Origin of the sequence: Pseudomonas sp. RIT357 (assembly GCF_000632245.1) — a bacterium.
Classification (GTDB): domain Bacteria; phylum Pseudomonadota; class Gammaproteobacteria; order Pseudomonadales; family Pseudomonadaceae; genus Aquipseudomonas; species Aquipseudomonas sivasensis.
Window position 1 is genome coordinate 19,780 of the sequence record NZ_JFYX01000022.1, and the last position, 18,092, is coordinate 37,871.

Annotated in this window: 13 protein-coding genes; 5 read left to right on the forward strand and 8 right to left on the reverse strand. The window is 61.0% G+C overall.

Annotated features, from left to right (window positions below; translation table 11 throughout):
* Window positions 1–177: 177 nt before the first annotated feature.
* Complete coding sequence (locus BW43_RS12730; protein ID WP_032887345.1) at window positions 178–1,047, forward strand: oxaloacetate decarboxylase; 870 nt, start codon at window positions 178–180, stop codon at window positions 1,045–1,047.
* Window positions 1,048–1,057: 10 nt separating this feature from the next.
* Here BW43_RS12730 and BW43_RS12725 read toward each other — a convergent pair whose 3' ends face one another.
* On the reverse strand, window positions 1,058–2,161 hold the full coding sequence (locus tag BW43_RS12725) for an aryl-sulfate sulfotransferase (RefSeq protein ID WP_032887348.1): 1,104 nt from the start codon (window positions 2,159–2,161) through the stop codon (window positions 1,058–1,060).
* A 63-nt stretch (window positions 2,162–2,224) separates the two neighbouring features.
* Window positions 2,225–3,199, reverse strand: a complete 975-nt coding sequence (locus BW43_RS12720) for an ABC transporter substrate-binding protein (protein WP_032887350.1) — start codon at window positions 3,197–3,199, stop codon at window positions 2,225–2,227.
* A 32-nt stretch (window positions 3,200–3,231) separates the two neighbouring features.
* Here BW43_RS12720 and BW43_RS12715 point away from each other — a divergent pair, with 32 nt between their 5' ends.
* A complete protein-coding gene (locus BW43_RS12715) occupies window positions 3,232–4,341 on the forward strand; it encodes a GlxA family transcriptional regulator (protein WP_032887353.1) in 1,110 nt (369 codons plus the stop codon).
* Window positions 4,342–4,524: 183 nt separating this feature from the next.
* On the opposite strand, the gene BW43_RS29455 is transcribed toward BW43_RS12715, so the two are convergent.
* The gene (locus BW43_RS29455; protein WP_032887356.1) at window positions 4,525–5,880 is read right to left on the reverse strand and encodes a PAS domain-containing methyl-accepting chemotaxis protein; all 1,356 of its coding nucleotides are present in this window, start codon (window positions 5,878–5,880) and stop codon (window positions 4,525–4,527) included.
* A 180-nt stretch (window positions 5,881–6,060) separates the two neighbouring features.
* Here BW43_RS29455 and BW43_RS12705 point away from each other — a divergent pair, with 180 nt between their 5' ends.
* Together BW43_RS12705 and BW43_RS12700 are read left to right on the forward strand one after the other, a co-directional pair.
* Entirely contained in the window at window positions 6,061–6,441 is a 381-nt protein-coding gene (locus tag BW43_RS12705; RefSeq protein ID WP_032887358.1) for a RidA family protein, read from the forward strand.
* Window positions 6,442–6,511: 70 nt separating this feature from the next.
* Entirely contained in the window at window positions 6,512–8,491 is a 1,980-nt protein-coding gene (locus BW43_RS12700; RefSeq protein WP_032887361.1) for a U32 family peptidase, read from the forward strand.
* Here the strand turns inward: BW43_RS12700 and BW43_RS12695 are convergent.
* Window positions 8,469–9,374, reverse strand: coding sequence for a DMT family transporter (locus tag BW43_RS12695; protein WP_032887365.1), 906 nt, complete (start codon window positions 9,372–9,374; stop codon window positions 8,469–8,471). The two genes, BW43_RS12700 and BW43_RS12695, sit on opposite strands and share 23 nt — an antisense overlap.
* A 109-nt stretch (window positions 9,375–9,483) precedes the next feature.
* On the opposite strand from BW43_RS12695, the gene BW43_RS12690 reads away from it, so the two are divergent.
* Window positions 9,484–9,918: an Lrp/AsnC family transcriptional regulator gene (locus tag BW43_RS12690; RefSeq protein WP_032887368.1), complete on the forward strand. Its 435-nt coding sequence runs from the start codon at window positions 9,484–9,486 to the stop codon at window positions 9,916–9,918.
* Here the strand turns inward: BW43_RS12690 and BW43_RS12685 are convergent.
* The 4 genes from BW43_RS12685 to BW43_RS12670 all read right to left on the reverse strand — a co-directional run bounded on the left by BW43_RS12685 (window position 9,915) and on the right by BW43_RS12670 (window position 18,069).
* Window positions 9,915–14,498 carry a hypothetical protein gene (locus BW43_RS12685; RefSeq protein ID WP_032887369.1) on the reverse strand — a complete coding sequence of 1,528 codons (4,584 nt, stop codon included), beginning with the start codon at window positions 14,496–14,498 and terminating at the stop codon, window positions 9,915–9,917. The genes BW43_RS12690 and BW43_RS12685 overlap by 4 nt on opposite strands.
* A gap of 147 nt (window positions 14,499–14,645) precedes the next feature.
* Window positions 14,646–16,106 (reverse strand): xylulokinase, encoded by a 1,461-nt coding sequence (gene xylB / locus BW43_RS12680; RefSeq protein ID WP_032887372.1) that lies wholly within the window; start codon window positions 16,104–16,106, stop codon window positions 14,646–14,648.
* A gap of 16 nt (window positions 16,107–16,122) precedes the next feature.
* Window positions 16,123–17,115, reverse strand: a complete 993-nt coding sequence (locus BW43_RS12675) for a LacI family DNA-binding transcriptional regulator (protein WP_032887374.1) — start codon at window positions 17,113–17,115, stop codon at window positions 16,123–16,125.
* Between the two features lie 21 nt (window positions 17,116–17,136).
* Entirely contained in the window at window positions 17,137–18,069 is a 933-nt protein-coding gene (locus BW43_RS12670; protein WP_032887376.1) for an ABC transporter substrate-binding protein, read from the reverse strand.
* Window positions 18,070–18,092 lie beyond the last annotated feature (23 nt).

Consider the following 18,092-nt stretch of genomic DNA (forward strand, 5'->3'; position numbering starts at 1 on the left):
AACGCATAACGTAATTCTATAATAATGCCACCTACGCATTTTAACGCCAGCGTGCAACATCTGTTTGGCGCATACCCCATGCTCAAACGTCATAATCCCCGGCCTGCCTGCATGGTAATCTCGCGCGACCACGAATAGACATATGTCGTCACATGACGATCAGAGCCAGGAAAGAACATGCCCAAAAAATCTCACTCGACGCTGCGCCGTGACTTCCGCGAATTGCTTGCCAAGCCGAGCTGCGTTGAAACTGCTTCCGTATTTGACCCCATGTCCGCCCGTATCGCGGCGGACCTGGGGTTTGAGGTGGGTATCCTGGGAGGGTCAGTCGCGTCGTTGCAGGTATTGGCGGCGCCCGATTTTGCGTTGATCACGCTGAGTGAGTTCGTTGAGCAGGCCACGCGCATTGGGCGTGTCGCTCAACTGCCGTTTATCGCCGACGCCGACCACGGTTACGGCAATGCCCTCAACGTGATGCGCACCGTCGAAGAGCTTGAGCGCGCCGGCGTGGCCGCATTAACGATTGAAGACACCCTGCTGCCGGCGCAATTCGGGCGCAAATCCACCGACCTGATTTCCATCGAGGAAGGCATTGGCAAAGTCCGCGCCGCCCTGGAAGCCCGTGTCGATCCTGAACTCTCAATCATCGCTCGGACCAATGCGGGTGTGTTGCCCACCGAAGCGGTGATCGAGCGCACCCTGGCCTATCAAAAAGCCGGTGCGGATGGGATCTGCATGGTGGGCGTGAGTGACTTCGAGCATCTGGAAAAAATCGCAGAAAACCTCACCGTTCCACTGATGCTGGTGACCTACGGCAATCCCAAGCTCAACGACGCCCAGCGCCTCGCGAGCCTGGGCGTGCGCGTGGTGGTTGCCGGGCATGGCGCCTATTTCGCGGCGATCAAAGCCACTTACGACAGCTTGCGTGCCCAGCGCCAATTAACCCATAGCACCTCTAATCTCAGCGCGACCGAACTGACGCACACTTACACGCTCCCGGAAAACTACGTGGCGTGGGCTGAAGAGTTCATGGACGTCAAAGAGTAATCCTCCCCCCTCACAGCCAGGCAATGTCCTCGCGCTGGTAACGGTGCGCACGGAAGATCGCGTTGTTTTCTCCCGGCAGGTAACGCCGGGAGGCTGCATCGGGATAGGCGGCGAAGTGCGGATTGATGTACTCCCACACCACTTCGCCGGCTGGCGTGACTTCGAACAGACGGCCAAAGTTGGCTTCGGTCACCAGCGTGTTGCCATTGTGCAGACGCTGGGCGCCGCCCATGAATGGCGTGAAGAAGGCATAACCCGGCGTGTCCGCGTACTGCCATTCGATACGCTGCGTGTGCGGGTCGATCTCCAGGATGCGCGAGTGCGGCATGCTCACATGTGGGCGTGAAATGCCGTTGTCGAACACCAGCACATTGCAGTTTTCCAGCTCAGTCGGGCAATGCTGTTGCGCGACCAGATCGTGCCCCAGGCGCCACAACACTTCGCCACTGCCACGCTGGATTGCAATCACCGAAGAGACACTGCGCAAACTGAGAATGACCTTACCGTCACTGCCCGGCGAGACCGCGTTGGTCATCGGCCAGTGGTAACGCTCGAATGTGTCGTGCAGCGGGTAATCCTCGGGCCGCAAATGCTCCCAACTGCGCCACTCCCAGACCACCTGCCCTTGGCGGTCAACCTCCTTGACCACGTCCGCATAAATCACGCCACCCGCCGCCTCGCTGCCGGGAATGCCGCCGACCACTCGGCTGGCCAACTCCGCACTCAAGGGTTCCACCGTGGTGTACAGCAGGTGGCCGTTGTCCAGCCATTGAGCGTCGTGATGGTGCAGCAAATCGGTGTATTCCCACACCACCTCGCCTTGGGGGGTGACCTCGCTGAAGGCACCGCCGTGCCACACCGACCAACCGGGAAACAGCTCCGGGGAATCCGGGTGATTGCCGTTGTAGCCCAGGTTGCCGTTGCCCAGGATCACAGCGTCGCGGCCGGGGCGCTGAGGGAGCTTCCAGCGGTGCACGACCTCGCCGTCGATGTCGATCAGGAACACATTGCCCTCGGCGGTTTGCGGTGCGAACAAGGTGTAGCCACCCGCGCTGCGGGCGTGGTCGACAGTGATAAGGCCGGTCTTCTGGCGTTTGAGGGTGGTGCTGTGCATGAGATTTCTCCGGGTGCAGGAATCCCTGCCGAGGCTACGTCGACAAGGTCAGAAATAAGCGAATCAGTGGGGGGTCGGTAAAAGGCTGTTGAAGCGCGGGTCGAAGATTTGCCCGACGTCCAGCGCACGGGGAATCACCCGCTCGGCGGCGAACAGGTCCGCCAGACGCTGTTGCAAGGTGATGACGGCAGGATCAATCGGCACGTACTGCAAGGTTTGATGGGCGAGCATGTCGCGCACCAGAGCGATTGGCAGCCGCGTGGTCTGGGCAAACACCTCGGCCCAGGCATCTGGATGCGCCGTGGCCCAGGCTTGGGCGCGGGCGAGCCTGGCCAGCAAGTCACCGGCCTGCGCCGTACGCTCAGGGTCGGCCAGAGCCTTGAGGCTCGCCACCGTAAAATTCTGCCCGGTTTCCGGCCATTCGCTGCCGTCCAGCAGTACCCGCGCGCCTCGCGAAGTGGCTTGGCCAACAAAGGGATACCACACTGCCCAGGCATCGAGCCGGCCACTGGCAAAGGCGTTTTGTGCATCGACGGGGCTGGCATAGATCATGTTCAGGTCCCGCGTTGTGAGCCCGGCCTGATGCAGCGCTGCCAGGATTAGGTAATGCCCGCTGGTGCCCTTGGCGACGGCGACCCGTTTGCCCTTGAGATCGGCGACTCGCTGGACAGTGGTCCCCTCAGGTAACACCAGCGCGTTATTGTTCTGCGCCCCGCTCGCCACGCCAATGATGCGGACATCAAAACCGCCAGCCTGGGCAAAAACCGGCGGCGCGTTGCCGACCACACCCAGGTCGATGGCTCCGGCGCTGAGGGCTTCCAGCAGCGTGGTACCTGCGGTGAATGGATGCCACACCAGCGTTCCCGACAGCCCCGCATCCTCCCCCGCCGCGTGCAGCATGGCTTGGGTCAAACCGCTTTGGTCACCCACATGCAGCGCAGCCGACACCGGTTGTACGATCAACAACGCAGCCCAGCACACCAGCCCGACCAAGCGTTGTCGTACAGCGTACTTGGCAGCACCCGGTTTTAACGTCATTGTCTTTCCCTCATCTTTGCGTTGAATCCAGTATGTCGAGGCTCGCCGTGCCGCTCCATGCCAAACACCCCTCCTTTACTGCCACGTCGGACATCGCTGAGCGCACGGTGGTGGTGCTAGCGTTCGATGACTTGCTGCTGCTCAACGCCGCCGGACCGCTGGAGGTGTTTGCCGCGATTCCACGCCTGCTGGGCGGCGCGTTTGCCACACAGGCGCCGTACCGGTTGCTGCTTGCCTCACCGTTTGGAGGCCAGGTCAGCTCGGTGTCGGGGATCAGCGCCAGCACCCAGTCACTGGAACAAATTGATCAACAAGCACCCGACATTGATACGCTGATCGTCGCGGGCGGCCCCGGCATGGACGCCCTGGAAGCCAACGAGCATGCCTGCGCCTGGCTGCGCGGCCGCGCCCCGGCGATCCGTCGCCTCTGTTCAATCGGCACCGGCGCCTTCGCATTGGCCGCCGCCGGTTTGCTCGATGGGCGCAACGTAGTGACCCACTGGAAGTTCGCCGAAGCATTGCAGGCACGTTACCCCAAGGTCATCTGCCAGACCGACGCGTTGTACCTGCATGACCGCAACCTGTGGACGTGCGGCGGCGCCACCGCAGGCATCGACTTGGCGTTGGGACTGGTCGAGCAGGATCTGGGGGCCGACGCGGCGCTGTCTTTGGCGCGCTATTTCACCGTGTTCCTGTGGCGCTCGGCCGAGCAACCGCAGTTGAGCGCTTCGCTCAAAGCCCAGTCCACCGCTCTGCGCACTGATCCCGATGTACGCCTGGCGCGCTTGCATGCGTGGATTGCGGGCAACTTGAACGGTGATCTACGCGTGGAGCGCTTGGCCGAGCAATTCGGCATGAGCCCGCGTCACTTTGCGCGAGCCTATGTCGCCGCCACGGGCGATACGCCCGCACAGGCGGTGGAGAGTTTGCGCTTGGAAGCCGCCTGCCGGGTGTTGGCCACCACGAGTGAACCCATCAAGCGGATCGCGCAAACGGTTGGTTTCGGCCGTGAAGAGCGCATGCGGCGTGCCTTCCAAAAACAACTGGGCACCAGCCCGCTGGGTTATCGCAACCAAATGAAGGCAGCAACCCGCCAGACACCGTTTCCGATGGGGATCGCGCTGCAGGGTTTGGCGCATTGAGTTCAGCTAAGCCCAGCGCTCAAGGACGCCCCCACACAAAAATCCGCCGTAAAACGTGAGCGCTGGCTTGCCCGCGATAGCGGCCGTTCGGTGTACCTATCCACTATCTAGGTAACGGCGGCTCACTTTTGGAAAAGAGCCCCAAAAGCAAGCCTGAGACCAAGATCAACAGCGAGCCAGCGATTAGCCAACCCAGCCTATGGCAGTCTTGGGAATCACCTCCGACTCATCCAGCTTCGACGCAAACATACTCACCGCCTGCACCGCATCGCTGGTGCTGGTGCGAATCTGCAAGATCACCGAACCCGCCTGGTCCGCCAACTGGACGCCGCGTTGTGCACCTTCCTGCGTGGCGTTCATGCTGGTCACCGCGTCGCGGGTTTCCGAGAGGATCATGCCGATCATCTCGGCGATTTCCGCTGTGGAGCGACTGGTACGCCCGGCCAGTTGCCTGACCTCATCGGCCACCACCGCAAAGCCACGGCCTTGGTCGCCGGCCCTTGCGGCCTCGATGGCGGCGTTGAGCGCCAGCAGGTTGGTCTGGTCGGCGATGCCACGAATGGTGTTGACGATGGCGGTAATTTGCTCGGAACGATCGCCCAACTGCCCGACCAGGCGCGCGGATGAGCCGATGTTTTCGGCAATCCGGCGCATCTCCGTGGCGGTTTCCTGGATAACCTGGGTGCCGTGCTCGGCAAACCGTTCGGTCTCGGACGAGATGTGGTAAGCACGGGAGGCGCCACGGGAGTCTTCTTCGAACTTCTCTACACGTTCGGTGATGTCGCTGGCGAACTTGACGATCTTGATCAGCTTGCCGTCGCCGTCGTAGACCGGGTTGTAACTCGCTTCGAGCCACACGACCCGGCCATGTTTACCAAGGCGTTTGAATTGCCCGGTGAAGAATTCGCCATTGTTCAAGCGCCGCCAAAAGTCCGCGTACTCATGGCTGCTGATCAGGGCCGGTTCACAAAACAGGCGGTGGTGTTTGCCTTTGAGCTCGGCCAGCGAATACCCCATGACGTTCTGGAAGTTGTCGTTGGCGTCCAGTACCTGCCCGTTCAAATCGAATTCGATAACGGCCATCGCCCGGTCCAACGCCGTCAGTTTGCTGCGCGTAGCGGCTTCCTGTTCAACCTTGGCAGTGACGTCCAACGCGTACTTGACCACTTTCAACACCTGGCCACGCTCATCCAGCACCGGGTTGTAGCTGGCCTCAAGCCAGATAGTCCTGCCTTGGGAGTCCACCCGCTTAAACGTACCCGACACGAACTTTCCGGCCTTGAGGTCAGCCCAGAACTGGCCATAGGCCGAGCTGCTGGTCAGCGCTGGCAAGCAGAAATCACGATGGGATTTACCGAGCAGTTGCTCACGGCTGTAACCCAGCGTCCTCAGGAAGTTGTCGTTAGCGCTCAACACCTTGCCATTGAGGTCAAATTCGACCACGGCCATGGAGCGTTCGAGTGCAGTAAACAGTCCTTTGTATTCGGTGACTTCGGCCGTCCTGGCCGCCAGTTCTGTTTTAACTGCTTTATTGAACATGACGTACCCTCAACCGTGCGAAGAAGCTGTCTGTAACTGGCTATCGGCGGCTGAATACGCGACTTTACGCGGTTTTTAATGTTTATTTTCTGGCGTCAAAAAGCCGCGCATTGCGGTTTGCCCGCGCGGCTGTTTTCGGGGACCATGGGCGCCTTTGCAACCTGCCAACGAGAGGCGCCCATGGCCAACCACGACCTGTCCTACACCCCCGATCCTGATGCTGACTCCATCTCATCCGACGTAATTGGCTTCAACGGTATCCTGGTCTCCACCCAGATCCCGACCCGCGCCGACGGCAGCCTGGAGCTGGGCGATATCTCCCTGCAATGCGAATGCACCCTGCAAGCGCTGAAAGTCGCGCTGGAAAAGGCCGGCAGCTCCATGGATCGGGTAATGCACCTGACCATTTATCTGACGGATATGGCCGATCGTGCGGCCTTTAATGAAGTCTACAAACGCTTCTTTGCCAAGCCCTGGCCCGTGCGTGCGGCGGTTGGCGTTGCTGCATTGGCGGTAGAAGGCATGCGCGTGGAAGTGACCGCGATGGCCGCCCAGGCCTGAGTTGATGCCGGTCAGGCATTTCACAGCTACAATGCGCGCCTCAACCGTGACAAGCCTGACTAAAAAAACTATGTCCATGCCCAAGCATCACCTGGAATTGCTCAGCCCTGCCCGCGATGTCGCCATCGCGCGGGAGGCGATCCTGCATGGCGCCGACGCCATCTACATCGGCGGCCCAAGTTTCGGCGCCCGTCATAACGCGTGTAATGACGTGAGCGATATCGCTCAGTTGGTAGAGTTCGCTCACCGTTACCATGCGCGCGTCTTCACCACGATCAACACGATCTTGCATGACAACGAACTGGAACCCGCGCGCAAGCTGATCCATCAGCTCTACGACGCCGGTGTTGACGCGTTGATCGTGCAAGACCTGGGTGTGATGGAGCTGGATATTCCGCCCATCGAGCTGCACGCCAGCACCCAAACCGATATCCGCACCCTGGCCCGCGCGAAGTTTCTCGACCAGGCCGGTTTCTCGCAGTTGGTCTTGGCCCGTGAGCTGAACCTGCAAGAAATCCGCGCCATCGCCGACGAGACTGATGCCGCCATCGAGTTCTTTATCCACGGCGCCCTGTGCGTGGCGTTCTCCGGGCAGTGCAACATCTCCCACGCGCAAAATGGCCGCAGCGCCAACCGTGGCGATTGCTCCCAGGCTTGCCGCCTGCCGTATACCTTGAAAGACGATCAGGGCCGCGTCGTGGCCTTTGAAAAACACCTGCTGTCGATGAAAGACAACAACCAGAGCGCCAACATCCGCGCCCTCGTCGAAGCCGGTGTGCGTTCGTTCAAGATCGAAGGCCGCTACAAGGACATGGGCTATGTGAAGAACATCACCGCCTATTACCGCCAGCGCCTCGACGACGTGCTTGAAGACCGCACAGACTTGGCCCGCGCTTCCAGCGGCCGCACCGTGCACTTTTTCCTGCCTGACCCGGAAAAAACCTTCCACCGTGGCAGCACCGACTATTTCGTCAGCGACCGCAAGATCGACATCGGCGCCTTCGACACGCCGACCTTCACCGGCCTGCCGGTCGGTACGGTGGAAAAAGCCGGCAAGCGCGATCTGCAAGTGGTCACCCATGAGCCGTTGTCCAACGGTGACGGGCTGAACGTGCTGGTCAAACGCGAAGTGGTGGGTTTTCGCGCCAACATCGCCGAACCCAAGGGCGAGTTCGAGGAAGACGGCCAGAAGCGCTATCGCTACCGCGTCGAGCCGAACGAAATGCCGGCCGGTCTGCACCAGTTGCGCCCGCACCATCCGCTGAACCGCAACCTGGACCATAACTGGCAACAAGCGCTGCTCAAGACCTCGGCGGAGCGCCGTATCGGCCTGTCGTGGGTCGCGCGCCTGCGTGAAGACCAGCTGGAAATTACCGCCACCAGTGAAGAAGGCATCAGCGCCAGCGTCACCCTGCCCGGCCCGTTCGGCGCGGCCAACAAGCCGGAGCAGGCGCTGGATACCCTGCGCGACCTGCTTGGCCAACTCGGGACTACCGAGTATCACGCGACGAATATCGAGCTGGACGCGCCACAGGCGTTCTTCGTCCCCAACTCGCAGCTCAAGGCATTGCGCCGCGAAGTGATCGAAACGCTGACTGCGGCCCGTGTCGCGGCTCACCCCCGTGGTGGACGCAAGGCCGAGACCACGCCGCCGCCGGTTTACCCGGAAGCGCACCTGTCGTTCCTGGCTAACGTCTACAACCAAAAGGCCCGCGACTTCTATCATCGTCACGGCGTCCAGATGATCGACGCTGCCTTTGAAGCCCATGAAGAAACCGGCGAAGTACCGGTGATGATCACCAAGCACTGCCTGCGCTTTTCGTTCAACCTCTGCCCTAAACAGGCCAAGGGTGTGACGGGCGTGAAAACCAAGGTCGCGCCGATGCAATTGATCCATGGCGACGAAGTGCTGACGCTGAAGTTCGACTGCAAGCCGTGCGAGATGCATGTGGTGGGCAAGATCAAGGGGCATATCCTTGGCTTGCCGCAGCCGGGCAGCGTGGTGGAGCATTTCAACCCGGATAAGATCATCTTTCAGGGCACGCACTAACCCTGCGGGAGCGGGGCCACCACCAGCCCCGCTGCAACCCGGCAGCCGCCAGCAGAATAGCCGCCACCCCCAGCCATTGCAGCCAGCCCAGGCGGTGGCCAAAGGCAATCCAATCGACGACGATCGCCGCTATCGGGTAGATAAACGACAGCGCGCCGGTGATGGCCGTCGGCAGTTTCTGGATCGCCCCGTACAGCAACACATACATCAACCCGGTATGCACAACGCCCAGGGCCACCAATGCCGACCAGGCATTACTCGCCTGCGGCAGGCTGTTCCAAGGCACCAGCGGCGCCAGTAGCAGTGCGCCGGTAATCACTTGGATCAACGCCATCAAATGCGGCGGTACGTCCTTCAAGCGCTTGATGATCAATGCCGCTACGGCATACAAAAACGCCGCGCCCAACGCCAGGACGATTCCCGTCAAATAGTCCCCGCCACTGCTCTGCTGCTCGCCATGGGCAGTGACAATCGCCAGCATCCCCATAAACGCCACACTCAGCCAGGCCAGTTTCTGTAAGGTGATTTTTTCACCGAGAAACAGCGCCGCCAGCATGACCAACAGGAACGGCTGAACGTTGTACACCGCCGTACTGATAGCGATGGATGCGCGGGAATAGGATTCAAATAACAGTAACCAATTACCGACGATGGCCACGCCGCTGAGCATCGCCAGCCCGAGCCGGGCCCAAGTGAGCAAGTCCAGGCGCAGATAACCCAGCACCGCGCAGACCAGCAGTAACGTGAGCCCACCGATCACACAGCGCCAGAACACCACCTCAATCACCGACACGCCCGACACCAGCACAAACCAGCCAATGGTGCCCGAGATGAGCATGGCGGCGACCATTTCCCAAGAACCGCGACGGATCGATGTATCCATGATTGGAGCTCCTCAAGTGAGGCTCAATTATGGCAATCTGCGCGTGATCGGCTCCAGTGACTAAAAAAGGCAAACACCGGAAATCACCTTTTCTTATTAGGCGAACACCATGATTGACACCATCGACCAGCAACTTATCGCCGCTTTGATGGACGACTCGCGTTTGTCGCTCAAGGCCCTGGCGGGTATTACCGGGCTGTCCTCGCCCAGCGTTGGCGAACGCTTGCGTCGCCTGGAAGAACGCGGCGTGCTGACCCACTACACCGTGGACATTGACCCCAAGCATTTTGGCTATTTGCTGCAAGCCATCGTGCGCATCCGTCCTCTGCCCGGCCAGTTGCAGGAAGTGGAACGCCAGATCCAGGCGATCCCCGAGTTCACCGAGTGCGACAAGGTGACGGGCGAAGACTGCTTTATCGCCCGTCTGCATGTACGCACCATGGACCATCTCGACAGCCTGCTTGACCGCCTCAACGCCTATGCCGAAACCAACACGGCCATCGTCAAGAAAACCCCGGTAAAGCGGCGTTTACCGCCCCTCTAGGGTGTGCAGGGCGCCAGCCGTCGCCAAGGTTTGGCGCTGCCTGTGATGACCCAGTTCAAATCCGGCCGTTGGTTTTGCGTCCAGTGCGCCACCTCATAGTTGTAGCGGTCATACGAGACTTTCTCGTTGTTGACCGAATAGGCTTTGCTCGCCACCCACGGCGGCGCGCAATCCCCGGCTTGCTCCGGTGGGCTGATAATCACCGAATGACTGGCGCTGGCCGTGCGGTTGGCGGCGTCGGTGACAGTCAGCCCGATGCTTCGCGCGCCCGCAGTGGTGGGCGCGGTGAACGTTGGGCTGACTGTCACCGAAGCGGCCGGGGTAAAGCCCTCTGCCTGCCATGCGTAGCGTAACGAGAGCCCACTTGAGCCGGTCGCCGACAACGCCAGGGGTTTGCCTGCCTCGACCGTGGTGGGCCCACTGATCTGGGCGACGGGCCTGGCGGACGGTACGACGCTCACCGTCTTGCGCAGGTTCAGGCTGGCGTTCTTGCTGTCTGTGACGGTCAATGACACCGTGGCCGGGGTCACCACGCTGACCTGGGCCGCACGCAGTGTCAGCGACGGGCCATCGACCAGCGTACCGTCCAGTGGCGGCGAAATGGACCACGCGTACTTCAGTTCGCCGCCCGGCGGGTTCGAGGCTGCGTCGGTAGTGAACAGGATGGATGCACCGGCTTCTACGTCGTCTGTGCTGATGATTTTACCCACCGGCGGTAGTGGATCAGGCTCAGAGCCGCTGGCCTTGACCAACACCGCGACGGCTTTTTTGACACTGTTGCGGGCCGCGTCAGAAACCGTCACCGCCACGGTGACCACTTGATCGGTGGTCACTTGCGGCGCGGTCCAGGTCTGATCGGCGCTGTTGGGCGTGGCGCCGATCAATGAGCCTTTGACCCACGCGTAATTCAAGGGATTGCCAACGGGCGAGGTAAACGCGGCCTGGTAACGAATGCTTTGGCCACTTACGACTTCCAGAGGGCCGTTCAGTTGACCTTGGGGTGGATTGGCGCCGGACGGTTCTCCAACAACCACGCGTGGCTCGTTGTAAATCACCGTTCGTGGGCCGCCGTCGCTGACCGTGGCCTGAACCACCAACCCACCGTTATTACTCGACTTGACCGCCTTCACTCGGGCTGTGGGCTGCTTGGGGTCGGCATCCAACAATTCGAAGCTGGCGGTGTTCACCCACCAGCGATAGCTCAGATCCCGGTCTTCAGGGTTATCAATGATCACCCGGGGCTCAAAGATGTCCCCCACGTTGACATGGTTAGGCAAGATCATGCGGCCGATCAAAGGAGGATATTCATACGCCTTGATCTGGATGGTTTTGTTCGGCAGCGATGCGAAGCCCACACCATCTCGGACCAACACCCTGACGTAACCATTCTTGTTAGCCATCAACTTAGGCGCCTTGAGGGTGATCTCCCGCTGATCGCTAGGGCCTATTACCGTCAAGGCGCCTTCGGGCGGCGATGTTACGGTCCATACGTAGGTCAGTTCACGATTGTGCGGGTTGCCGATTTCGACGTGCTGGGTGAAGGCCTGATCGCTCGGAACTTGCGTTTCGCCGACGATGGTTCCCCCGACCAACTGGGTATCTTTTTTGACGATTACGTTTTTGTGCAAATTCAGCGTTGCGCCGTTGCTGTCGCGTACGTCCAGGGCCAACTCAAGCGTCGTGTCAGCCGCGACCGGCGGTGCCGTGAGGGTCACGCTCGCGTTATTGCCCACCTGGCCCGTAAACCCAGGTGGGATCCGCCAGTCATACATCAAGGGCAAGTTGCCGGGGGAGTTGACCAAGGCCGTAAAGGTCGCGGTGGTTTTTTCCACCACCTCCGCCGGAGCGTTCAGCTCGCCTTCGGGCCCGCCTTGTCCCTGGCTGCGCACCACGACCACATGCTCTTCACGGGCCTGGAGCTGCCCGTCATCGACCCGAAGGGCCAAGGTGTACGGCGTCGGCGTGGTCACCGTCGGCGCGTTGAATTGCAGCCGCGCACCGTCGGTGTGTGCGCTGAGTTCGGGCGGTGCTTCCCACGTGTAAATCAGCGGGTTGGCGCCTGGGTTGATGGAACTCGAACCCGCGCCGTCCAGTTGCACGCTGTCACCACTGCTGGCCTCGGTGGGCCCGCTGATTACAATCATCGGCGGAATGGGCGGTGCGGTACCGGGCTGCCCTTCGCTGTCCATCACGTGGCCGACCACTTTCAAGGTGTCCGCGCCCGCATGGGCCAGCAGCAAACTGGCGTCCTGGGCAACGTTGCCGAAGCGGGTGTAAGTGACGGAGTTGGTCGGGATTTTTGTTTTGGTGATCAGACTCCCCCCCACGTTGGCCAGGAAATTACCGTAATCCACCGACGGGTTTACGGTGAAGTCGCTTGCAAGGGACAGCCCCACGGCCCCTTGGTAGTCAATGAACGCTTCCTTGAGACGGACCCAGGGCGTGCTGTCGTCGACACAGGCTTGCAACGTCACTGGCTGATCATTGCCGTTGTTGCGCACACACAGCTCCGGGGTATCCATGGCGTGCAGGCGTCCACTGCCATCGAGCAACCAGCGCGCCGCATTGGGCTCATGGCAAGCCTCCTGCGCCACCAACCTGAGGGGGTTGGCCGCGTCCTTGACCACGCAGTTTTTGGATTCGAACTCGATCGGGCGCAGGCGCCCCGCCGCTGCCGGCACGGGCCAGTCCATGCGTAATTGCGCCAACAAATTGTGCAGCTGTTGCTGCAAGCCAACAGTCACCGGCGCGTCGCGGTTGACCCTTGCCCAGTGGTCCACCGCCGCCAGACGCTGCTGCAAAGTCCTTGCGTCGTCACAGGTCTTGAACAGCCGCCAGTTCATCGGCGCGACCAATCCGCTCCAGACGGCCGGTGCACGTCGCGCAGAACTACCGCTCGCAGGCACGATGAGACGGTACAGATTGCCTTGGTAGCTCACCGGCTGGCCGGGCACGGAATACACCTGCGCGGGGTCCCATGGCGCCACGTTTTCGCAAGCGTCCCCGAGGGTGCGCGGATACACGCGTACGCTGGCCACGGTGGTGTCCACGGCCCCCGTGGCATTCCTGACGGTGAGGCGAAAGCGATAGTCGGTGGGCACCTGGACTTCAGGGAAATGTGCAACGGCCATGTCCGACTGGCTGTTGTCGATCACAGCCGCCGGCGCACCTTCAAGCTGTGACCATTCGAATTGCAGCGCGTCCACGCCAGGATTGCGTGACGCCTTGGCATTGAGCGTGGCGCGCTCACCGGAAAACGGCAGGTCTTTTTGCCCCAACTCCACGAAGCCACTGGCGATGGGCGCCCCTGTTGGATCGGGAGGTGGGAAAAAACCGGCGATTACCGAATGCCAGTTGTTGATGGAACGTACATTGTCATTCACGCCCTCTACCCCGGTGGGTAATCCCTGGTACGTCAATTGCGGATTGGAATAGACACCAATACGTACCGAGGACGGTGTGGCACCGCCGCAATACCCCATGAGGGTGTGCCAGTAAGGCAAGACGCTACGCTGGCAATAACCACGGGAATACGGATAGGGCGTCCCGGCATCTTCATGGTGTGCGCCCAATAAATGACCGACTTCATGGGCGTAGGTCTGGGCGCTGTGCATGGTCGCGTAGGCATGGCTTTGTCTCAGCGATGTGGGCCCTGCGGTGGACGCGAGGCCGCCATCGGTATCCAGCATTGCGATGACCACATGGGCCTTTAGTTGGGTGCGAATATCACTGCTTAACGTCCCGACCGGGCTCAGCAACCGATTCATGCAGGGCAAATCGCCCAGGCATTGCTTGGATGGCTGGTTGTAGTCGATGTGCGCCACACCTGCATTTTCAAACACCCCGGTCACCCCACTGAGCTGGGCCACCGTCTTGAAATACTCGAAGTGCTTGATGCCTTGTGCGACGGGATCAACCAACGCATCGCGAACATCGTTGCTATAGACCGTCAGGACACGTATCGGCTGCTGCACCGTGTCGCCGTTGCGCGCAACTGCCTGCACATCGCGTGCGTTCAGGGTGTCGACAAGTGGGGGGTCAGGAAGGTCGGCGTCTTGCCTGCGCGAGACGGCAACCTGGCCATTCTCCATGGGTAAAATTTCATAACTGACCCCGTCCACGATAACGGTGCCGGTGACACGCTCATCATGGGCCACCAGGATCGCCAGGTTCTTGGGGTCTATGGCCAGGTCATGGGACAGGTCAGTACCGGGAGAGATGTAACGACGCCCGGATGCGGAAGGTTGCACCTCACCCACCCACACCGTGGCACCGGACTGCTGGGAAACTCGAAGTTTCTTGACCCTGACCGTCACGCTCCGGTCCAACGGAATGTCCAGCCACTGCTGTGTATCAAGCAACAATTTTGCGTTACCACGGCCCAGGCTGGCGGGCTGGCCCAGCACGGTTTTCGGGGCACCACTGTCAAGGATGATCAGGGAGGGAGCATCGTCAGCCCGGGCGGTGCCGGTCGCAACAGTCACCCACACAAAGGCAATTAGTACCAAGGCAGGTGATGCAAGGCGAAGCGCCCCTTTCTGCCACGTTGCAAGGGTGGAAGGATTTTTTTCGGAGCGCATCGTGCTTCTCCCTGAGTAGTCAATTACCCAGTTGCAGCAGCTGATTCCACTCGCTCCGAGACTGCGCCGGCGAAATGCCCGTGGCACAGTAAACTCGCAACTGACGCCAGATTTAACTGTAGTTCAATATGCGCGACAGGCAGCCCTTCAATCACGCAACGCCTTGGCGGCGGGCAATAACTGCTTGAATTTGGCATAGCGCATTTCCAGTAACCCATGCTGAGCCAAATCAGGCTGATAACGCGCCTTCACCGGCATACCCGCCTGCAACAACTCCGCGCCCTGCCCCATCGCCAGAAACCCCAGCTTCGCCGCCCCAATACACGCACTCAGTTCGCTGCCGTGCAGGGTATGGACTTCCCGCTGGAGGATGTTGGCCAGCAGTTGGGCCCAGTACTCGCTGCGCGCACCACCGCCCACCAGCGCACAGGCGCCGACACTGGCACCAGCGGATTGCACGGCGCGCAACGCATCCAGCAGGCCAAAGCCCACGCCCTCCATCACTGCATAACCGAGCATGGCGGGATTGCAGTCGTGACCGAGGTTCATAAACCCACCCCGCAACAATGGATCGTTATGGGGCGTACGCTCACCGGCCAGGTAAGGCAGAAACAGCGGCGTATCCAACGGTACGGGCTGTCCGATCGGGAATTGCGCCTGCACCTGATTCAACAGCGTTTGCTCATCCGCCGTCCCGGTGAGCCGAGTGACCCAGCGCAGGCAACTGGCGCCGGCGAGCATGGCGCCCATGGTGTACCAGCGGTTGGGCAGCGCATGGCAGAAACTGTGCACAGCGCTGGCCGGGTTACCGGCAGCGTGATCGGTGATCGCGACCAGGGCCGCGCTGGTACCAAGGGTGATAAACGCATCACCGGCATTGATCGCCCCCATACCCACTGCGGCCACCGGGTTATCGCCGCCACCACCGGCGATCACCACGTTTGTCGGCAAGCCCAGGCCACTGAGCGTCACGCACGCACTCGCGGCGCCACCTTCCACCAACCGGGGCATCTGCGCAGGCGTGAGGCCCGTTGCATGCAGCATCGGGGCGAACCACTCACGTTGCGCCACGTCCAGCCACAGCGTACCCGCCGCATCGGACATTTCGCTGATCCGCTCGCCACTGAGCCGCAAACGCAGGTAGTCCTTGGGCGACAGCACACAGTCAATCGCGTTGAATACCTCAGGTTCGTGCTGTTGCAGCCACAGCAACTTGGGTGCAGTCAGCCCGGCCATGGGCAAACTGCCCGTGACCTCGGCAAAGGTCGGTCCCAACTGTTCGGCTTCGGCCACGGCGCGGGAGTCGTCCCACAGGATTGCCGGGTACAGCACGCGGTCGTCATCGCCAAGTAAAACCGCACCGTGCATCTGCCCGGACAGCCCGATACAGGCCACTCGGGCAAACGCTTCATGCTGGCGCAATTGGTCCAAGGCCTGCAGGCACGCCTGCCACCAATCTTCCGGGGCCTGCTCGGACCAGCCGCTGTGGCGCCGTGACACGTTCAAGCGCACGCCGGTATGGGCCAGTACAGCACCGCCGGTATCCATGAGGATGGCTTTGAGTTCCGAAGTGCCGAGGTCGATTCCGAGGGAAACAGGACTGTTCATACGTGCGTTATTCCAATCAATCACAGCCGCAGGAGTTACGTAATTGCAGGGTGGGTGCCAGTCGTACGCTCTGGGGTGGCGCGCCGGGCGCAGCCATGCGCTGCAGCAGCAACTCGACCGCGCGTGCGCCGAGGGCCTTGACCGGTTGCGCGATCAGGCTCAGACGCGGCACAAATAAATCCGCCCAATCGAAATCATCGAACCCCACCAGGGCCATTTGCCCCGGCACCTCGATCTGCGCCTCCCGCAGTGCCTGCATGGCACCGAGGGTCATCAGGTTATTGCCGGCCATGATCGCCGTGGGCGGCGCAGCCAAGCCCAGCAACTGAACGGTGGCCTGGCGTGCCGGCTCAGTGTTGGAGCCGCCGTCGACCAGCAGTTGCGGATCAAACACCAACCCCGCCGCTTGCAAAGCGGCTTTGTACCCCGCCACTCGCTCATCCGTGGTGCTGAATCCGGCACGTCCGGCGATGAAACCGATACGGCGATGCCCATGGGCAATCAGGTGTTCAATCAGGGCCTGGGTCGGTTGGGCATTCTCCACCCCGACTTGATCGAAGTGCTCACTCATCATGCGATCCACCAACACCGCTGGAATCTCGTTGGCCTGCAAATACGCCAGGGCCATCGAGCCGTTGGACGGCGCCAGGACAATCCCGTCGACCCGTCGATGATGCAGCGCCGTGACCACCCGCAATTCCTGCTCCGGGTCATCATGGGTATCGACAAACAGCATCATGTAGCCGTGTTTGGCGCACTCGGTTTCAATCGCGTGCACGGTTTCGCTGAAGTAATGGTTGGACAACGCCGAGATCGCCACGCCAAGGGTGTTGGTACTGGAGCGGGCCAGCGAACGCGCCAGGGTATTAGGGATATACCCCAACGCCTGGATCGCCCGCTGCACCGCCTGCAACGTGGCCGGGCTGACTTTGCGGGTGCCGTTCAACACGTGGGACACGGTCGACGTCGACACCCCCGCCCTGCTTGCCACGTCATCCATGGTGACCACGGCGCCGTTCCTCTCAATAGATCAATGTTTACTGGACCAACCGCTGTACGTACCGACGTTGTCGCGGGTGATCAGTTTGGGGGTCAGCAGGGTAACCGCTTCGGCCGGGGCTTTGTCATTGAGAATGTCATTGCCCACGTTCACGGCAGTCTGGGCCATGGCCCATGGGTCCTGGCTGGCGGACGCCTGGATCTGGGTGTCGGTCTTCAGAGCGTTCTCGATATCCGGCGCGCCGTCCACTGAGGTAATGATGATGCCGCTGCGCTTGAGCTGTTTGGCCGCCAGGTCGCTGCCGATGGCTTGCGGGTCGTTGATTGCGAACAGGCCGTCAATTTTGGCGAAGCGCGTCAGGTAACCCTGCATCACGTTCAAGCCGCCCTCGCGGGAGCCTTTGCCGTCCTGGTCGTCAGAGAGCACCTTGATCTCTGGCGCCCCGGCCAGTGCAGCCTTGCAGCCTTTGACGCGATCGGTCACAGCGGTCACTTGCGGGCCGTTCTGGATAATCACATTGCCTTTGCCCGAAAGCTTGTCCACCAGGTACTGGCAAGCGAGCTTGCCGGCTTCGACGTTGTCGGTCTGCACGGTGGCATTCACGCCTTTGGCGTCCACATCCACCGCGACCACGACGATACCGGCATCGCGGGCTTTCTTGATCGCCGAGGCCATGGCGGACGGGTCGACGGCGTTGATCAGGATGAGGTCGACCTTGGACGAAATGAAGTTATCGATCTGCGAAAACTGCTTGCTCAGGTCATAGTCGGCCGACACCGAGGTGACCTTGACGTTGGGATTCAACTCCTTGGCGCGGGCGGTTGCGCCGTCGGCCAGGGTCACGAAATACGGGTTACCCAACGAGCCCATGCTGATGCCGAGGGCTTTGAGCTCCCGGGCCTCCACGGCTTGCGACATCAGGGCGGCCAAGGCAATGACAGGAAACAGGTGTTTTAGCTTCATGGGAGTCTCTCTTGTGATTGTTG

Coding starts and splice junctions, on each gene's coding strand:
- BW43_RS12690 (WP_032887368.1), top strand. CDS start 9,484: ATGATTGACACCATCGACCAGCAACTTATCGCCGCTTTGATGGACGAC.
- BW43_RS12715 (WP_032887353.1), top strand. CDS start 3,232: ATGTCGAGGCTCGCCGTGCCGCTCCATGCCAAACACCCCTCCTTTACT.
- BW43_RS12720 (WP_032887350.1), bottom strand. CDS start 3,199: ATGACGTTAAAACCGGGTGCTGCCAAGTACGCTGTACGACAACGCTTG.
- BW43_RS12700 (WP_032887361.1), top strand. CDS start 6,512: ATGTCCATGCCCAAGCATCACCTGGAATTGCTCAGCCCTGCCCGCGAT.
- BW43_RS12695 (WP_032887365.1), bottom strand. CDS start 9,374: ATGGATACATCGATCCGTCGCGGTTCTTGGGAAATGGTCGCCGCCATG.
- BW43_RS12725 (WP_032887348.1), bottom strand. CDS start 2,161: ATGCACAGCACCACCCTCAAACGCCAGAAGACCGGCCTTATCACTGTC.
- BW43_RS12685 (WP_032887369.1), bottom strand. CDS start 14,498: ATGCGCTCCGAAAAAAATCCTTCCACCCTTGCAACGTGGCAGAAAGGG.
- BW43_RS12670 (WP_032887376.1), bottom strand. CDS start 18,069: ATGAAGCTAAAACACCTGTTTCCTGTCATTGCCTTGGCCGCCCTGATG.
- xylB (WP_032887372.1), bottom strand. CDS start 16,106: ATGAACAGTCCTGTTTCCCTCGGAATCGACCTCGGCACTTCGGAACTC.
- BW43_RS29455 (WP_032887356.1), bottom strand. CDS start 5,880: ATGTTCAATAAAGCAGTTAAAACAGAACTGGCGGCCAGGACGGCCGAA.
- BW43_RS12705 (WP_032887358.1), top strand. CDS start 6,061: ATGGCCAACCACGACCTGTCCTACACCCCCGATCCTGATGCTGACTCC.
- BW43_RS12730 (WP_032887345.1), top strand. CDS start 178: ATGCCCAAAAAATCTCACTCGACGCTGCGCCGTGACTTCCGCGAATTG.